Consider the following 5764-nt stretch of genomic DNA (forward strand, 5'->3'; position numbering starts at 1 on the left):
CCGGTGTGTTCCGGGAGCCGTTGCCGCGGATCGGCCTGGATTCGCTGCCCGACCATGGAGCATGGCTGCAGCCGTTCCGGCCGCTGTCCGCCCTGTTGACCACGCGTGTGTGAGACTGGCGTCGAAAACCGAAAAGGCACTGCGCGGGTCGCTAGTGATCCAGTAAGGAGCTTACGTGTTCGCCTGGTGGGGACGAACTGTGTACCGCTATCGGTACATCGTCATCGGGGTCATGGTGGCTCTGTGCCTCGGCGGCGGCATTTTCGGGATGAGCCTGGGTAAACACGTTACGCAAAGCGGTTACTACGACGAGGGCAGCCAGTCCGTCAAGGCCTCGGTCCTGGGTGACCAGACTTACGGCCGCGACCGCACCAGCCACATCGTCGCCACCTTCACCGCTCCCGACGGGAAGACGGTCGACGACCCGGCATGGCGGCAGAAGGTCGTCGACGAACTGAACAAATTCAAGAATGACCATCCCGACCAGGTGGTCGGCTGGGCCGGCTGGCTGGCCGTGGCTAACCCCGCCGACGCGCCCCCGCTGATCAAGGGGATGGCCACCGAGGACAAGAAGCACACCTTCGTCAGCATGCCGCTGAAGGGCGACGACGACGACACCATCCTCAATAACTACAAAGCCATCGCACCGGATCTGCAGAAGCTCGACGGCGGCACGGTGGAGCTCGCCGGCCTGGAGCCGATCGCCAACGCCTTGACCGGCACCATCGCCACCGACCAGCGCCGCATGGAGGTTCTCGCGCTGCCACTGGTGACGGTGGTGCTGTTCCTGGTGTTCGGCGGCGCGGTCGCCGCGGGCCTGCCGGCCATCGTGGGTGGGCTGAGCATCGCGGGCGCGCTGGGCATCCTGCGGTTCGCCGCCATGTTTGGGCCGGTCCACTTTTTCGCCCAGCCGGTGGTCTCGCTGATCGGTCTGGGTATCGCCATCGACTACGGGCTCTTCGTGGTAAGCCGGTTCCGCGAAGAGATCGCCGAAGGCTACGACACCGAGGCCGCCGTGCGGCGCACCGTCATGACGGCCGGTCGCACCGTCACCTTTTCGGCGGTGCTGATCATCGCCTCGAGTGCCAGCCTGCTGGTGTTGCCGCAGGGTTTCGTGCACTCGCTTGTCTACGCGATCTTCGCCGCGGTGGGCCTTGCGGCGCTGCTGTCGATCACGTTGCTGCCGGCCTGCCTGGGTATCCTCGGCCGCCACGTCGACGCCCTGGGCGTGCGGACCGCGTTCCGGGTGCCCTTCCTGCGCAATTGGAAGGTGTCGCGGGCTTACCTCAACTGGCTCGCCGACCGGCTGCAGAAGACCAAGACCCGCGAGGAGGTCGAGGCCGGGTTCTGGGGCAAGCTGGTCAACTTCGTGATGAAGCGGCCGCTGGCGTTCGCCATCCCGATCGCCGTCGCCATGATCCTGCTCGTCATCCCGCTGGGCAACCTCTCGTTCGGGGGCATGAGCGAGAAGTACCTGCCGCCCAACAATTCCGTCCGCCTGGCGCAGGAGCACTTCGACAAGCTCTTCCCGGGATACCGGACCGAGCAGCTGACCATGGTGATCAAGAGCGACAACGGCAGCAAGGTCACCGATCAGCAGGTCGCCGACATTCGCAACAGGCTCGCGCCGATCACCGGGTTCACCGACAAGACCTGGGAGGAGCGGGCGTGCCCGACCATCGCCGGCAATCCGTGCGTCAGCGGCCCGAACGGGACGACGCAGCCCAAAGACGACTCGGTGCGGGTGATTCAGAACGGCCTGTCCAACCGCAATGACGCCGCCAAGAAGATCAGCGAACTGCGGGCGATAAACCCCCCGAAGGGGATCAGCCTCCTGGTCGGCGGCACGCCGGCCCTCGAGCAGGACAGCATCCACAGCTTGTTCGACAGGGCTCCGCTGATGCTGGTCCTGTTGCTCGGTGCCACCATGCTGTTGATGTTCCTGGCGTTCGGCTCGGTGGTGTTGCCGATCAAGGCGACGGTGATGAGCGCGCTGACGCTCGGGTCCACTTTGGGGATTCTGACCTGGATCTTCGTCGACGGGCATTTCTCGAAGTGGCTGAACTTCACGCCGACGCCGCTGATGGTGGTGCTGATCGCGCTGGTGGTCGCGGTGGGTTTCGGCCTGGCCACCGACTACGAGGTATTCCTGGTGTCCCGCATGGTCGAGGCCCGCGAACGCGGCATGTCGACCGCCGAGGCCATCCGGATCGGCACCGCGACCACCGGACGCCTGATCACGGCCGCCGCGCTGGTCCTCGCCGTCGTCGCCGGTTCATTCGTGTTCTCCGACCTGGTGCTGATGAAGTATCTGGCGTTCGGGCTGATGGCCGCGCTGCTGCTGGACGCCACCGTGGTGCGGATGTTCCTGGTGCCCTCGGTGATGAAGCTACTCGGCGACGACTGCTGGTGGGCCCCGCGCTGGGCCAGGCGGCTACAGGACCGCCTCGGACTGGGCGAGATCGACCTCCCCGACGAGCGGAAGCGGCCCAGCCTCAACGGGCGGCCCACCAGGCCTCCGGTCGCGGCGGCCAGCCTGGTCGCGACGCCACCGCGCGCACCGCACGATCCCACCCACCCCGGCTTGCTCGAGCCGTCGCGGGCGGCGCGCCCCGACCAGCTGGAGCCCAGGCCCGCCCGGGAAGTGGCCGCCGGTGCACCCAGCGCGCCGTCGCGAGCGAACACCACGCGCATCCCGGCCCAGCCCACGGACGCCAAAACGGCGCGGCTCGCCGTGCCGACCAATGTGGCCCCCGCCAACCCGGCCGCACCCAACTCCGCGCCGGCGCCGCGGCCACCGGCGCCGCCAACGCCTTCGCCGCCGACGCCGTCCAGCGGTCAGACCCGGGCCATGCCGGTCCCGACCAACCATTCCGGTGACGGCAAGAGCGACCCGGCCGACCCCACCGCCGCCATGCCGGTCATGCGGTCCGACGCCGACGACTCCGACGCGGCCACCGAGCAGCTCAACGCCCGCGGGCAAAGCGATAACGGCGACCGCCGGCGCCGCGGCGCCGGCGGGGGCGTCAGTGCGCAGGATCTGCTGCGCCGCGAGGGACGCTTATAGCGCCTGACGGCTCAGCCTGCCGCGTCCCCGGGATCGTCCGGCTTCGCCTGGACGATCGCCCCCACCTCGTCGGGCTCCTCGGCCTGCTCTTCGGCCTCGGCGAACGGATCCCGGGCGAGCAGCACCTGTATCGCGTTGTTGAGGAACGCGACCGTCGGAACGGCGAGCAGGGCGCCAACGATCCCGCCCAGCACGCCGCCGGTGGAGATGGCCAGCACCACCCCGAGCGGATGAATCGAGACCGCGCGTCCCATCACCAGCGGCTGCAGCAAGTGGGCCTCCAGCTGGTTCACCGCGATCAGCAAACCCAGCGTGATCAGCGCGTAGACGATGCCCTTTGCCAGCAGGGCCACCACCACGGCCAGGAACCCGGCGATCACCGCACCCACCAGCGGGATGAAGGCGCCGAGGAACACCAGTGAGGCCAGGGGAAGCGCCAGCGGAATGTTCATGATCGCCAACCCGGTGCCGACGCCCGCGGCATCGGTGAGGGCGACCAGGAAGGTGGCGCGCACGTAGCTGATCAGCGACCCGTATCCGGCGCTGCCCGCCTCGCGCACCCGCCCACGGGCGCCCTCCGGGAAGATCTTGGTGACGTACTGCCAGATGTTGCGCCCGCCGTAGAGGAAGAAAATCAGCGTGAACAGCGCCAGCACGGCGGCCGTCACCACCTCGGTGATGGTCGCCGCGGTGGCCAGCGCGCCGCTGGTGAGCTTGGACTGATTGTTGTGCAGCGCCTGGATCGCGGCGTTGCCCGCGTTGGAGATCTGTTCCCCGCGCAGATGCAGCGGGCCCTCGATCAGCCACCTGCGGCTGGAGTCGATGCTGCGGCTCATCTGGTCGGTCAGGTCGGGCAGACCGTAGACGAACTGGACGATGACGAACGCCAGGATGCCGCCGAAAATCGCGAACCCGCCCAGCATGACCAGCGCCACCGCCGCGCCGCGCGGCAGCCCCCGCCGGTCGATCCAGTCGACCGCCGGCACCAGCAAAGCGCTGACCATCAGCGCCAGCAGCACCGGAACGACGATGACTTCCAGCTTCTTCACGACCCAGAGCAGCGCGACCACCGCCGCCAGGATGACGAGCAAACGCCACGCCCAGGCCGCGGACTTGCGCACAAGGGGTTCGACTGCCCCAGCTTCCAAGCAGTCGTCGGGGTTTGCCGGCATCACGCCAGCCTATCTGGCACCGGTGCGCTGCAATGGCCTGCAATGGCGGCACAAACCCCGTTTCGCGGTCGCTCGCGTCCCTGCGGTCGGCACGATCCGGTTACGACGACGACACAGTCGGAGTTGCGCCCCGGGGACCCCACCACCTGCGCGGTTACCCTAAAGCACGTGCCGCACGACGCACCCGCCCGCAAGCTGGACCTGACGCGCGAAGAGACCCCGCGCGGCAAGTACTGGTGGGTGCGCTGGGTGATCCTCGGCGTCGTCGCGATCGTGCTTGCTGTCGAGATCGCGCTCGGCTGGCACCAGTTGGCGAAAGCCTGGATGAGCTTGTACGAGGCCAACTGGTGGTGGCTGATCGCGTCGGTGGTGGCGGCGGCCGCGTCGATGCACAGCTTCGCCCAGATCCAGCGCACCCTGCTGAAATCCGCCGGCGTGCACGTCAGGCAGTTGCGGTCGGAGGCCGCGTTCTATGCCGCCAATTCGCTGAGCACGACGCTGCCCGGCGGGCCGGTGCTGTCGGCGACGTTCCTGTTCCGTCAGCAGCGGCTCTGGGGCGCCTCGACGGTGGTGGCCTCGTGGCAGTTGGTGATGTCGGGCGTGCTGCAGGCGGTGGGGCTGGCGCTGCTCGGCCTGGGCGGCGCCTTCTTCCTGGGAGCCAGGAACAACCCGTTCTCGTTGCTGTTCACGCTCGGCGGCTTCGTCGCGTTGCTGCTGTTGGCCCAGGCGGTGGCGACGCGCCCGGACCTGATCGAAGGCATCGGCAGCCGGGTGTTGACGTGGGTTAATTCGCTTCGCGGCAGGCCGGCGGATACCGGCCTGGACAAGTGGCGCGAGACGCTCATGCAGCTCGAGTCGGTCAGCCTGGGCCGGCGCGACCTGGGCGTCGCGTTCAGCTGGTCGATGTTCAACTGGATCGCCGATGTCGCCTGCCTCGGCTTCGCCGCATACGCCGCCGGCGACCACGCGTCGGTCGCCGGGCTGACGGTCGCGTACGCGGCCGCCCGCGCGGTCGGCACGATACCGCTGATGCCGGGCGGCCTGCTGGTGGTCGAGGCGGTGCTGGTGCCCGGCCTCATCTCCAGCGGGATGTCGTTGCCGAGCGCGATCTCGGCCATGCTCCTCTACCGGCTGATCAGCTGGTTACTCATCGCAGCCGTCGGCTGGGTGGTGTTCTTCTTCGTTTTCCGCACCGAGAACATCGCCGACTCCGACGCCGACGACCCGATTACCGGCCCACTGCCCGTCATACGCGAGATCGATCCGTCCGCCGACCCGACGCAGACCGCCCTGCAGGGCCCGCTGCCGCCACCCGAGCCCAGCCACGAAAACGGCGGTTAGCCAACGCTTTTCGGCCGTCGGCCCGTCGAGAGTGAATCTGACGACGCGTCGTGTGGTTCACACTCGGCGCCAGGGGGCTTTTAGCCGGCGTTGTTCGGTCGCGGCGCGCCGCCCACCGTGACGCCGGGCAGCAGCGGGGCCGGGGCGCCACCGACGGGGGCCGCGCCCGGCGCGCCACCGGCCG

Annotated in this window: 3 protein-coding genes and 1 pseudogene; 3 read left to right on the forward strand and 1 reads right to left on the reverse strand. The window is 68.6% G+C overall.

Annotation, left to right across the window (positions count from 1 at the left end):
• Positions 1-113, forward strand: a pseudogene (locus JWP83_RS28245) (NYN domain-containing protein); the annotation flags it as partial.
• A 62-nt stretch (positions 114-175) separates the two neighbouring features.
• A complete protein-coding gene (locus JWP83_RS28250) occupies positions 176-3067 on the forward strand; it encodes an MMPL family transporter (protein ID WP_297738211.1) in 2892 nt (963 codons plus the stop codon).
• An 11-nt stretch (positions 3068-3078) separates the two neighbouring features.
• On the opposite strand, the gene JWP83_RS28255 is transcribed toward JWP83_RS28250, so the two are convergent.
• On the reverse strand, positions 3079-4239 hold the full coding sequence (locus JWP83_RS28255) for an AI-2E family transporter (protein WP_297738213.1): 1161 nt from the start codon (positions 4237-4239) through the stop codon (positions 3079-3081).
• 168 nt (positions 4240-4407) lie between these two features.
• Here JWP83_RS28255 and JWP83_RS28260 point away from each other — a divergent pair, with 168 nt between their 5' ends.
• Positions 4408-5580 (forward strand): YbhN family protein, encoded by a 1173-nt coding sequence (locus tag JWP83_RS28260; protein WP_297738215.1) that lies wholly within the window; start codon positions 4408-4410, stop codon positions 5578-5580.
• Positions 5581-5764: the final 184 nt, after the last annotated feature.

This window comes from Mycobacterium sp. (assembly GCF_025965855.1).
In the GTDB taxonomy this organism is placed as follows: Bacteria; Actinomycetota; Actinomycetes; order Mycobacteriales; family Mycobacteriaceae; genus Mycobacterium.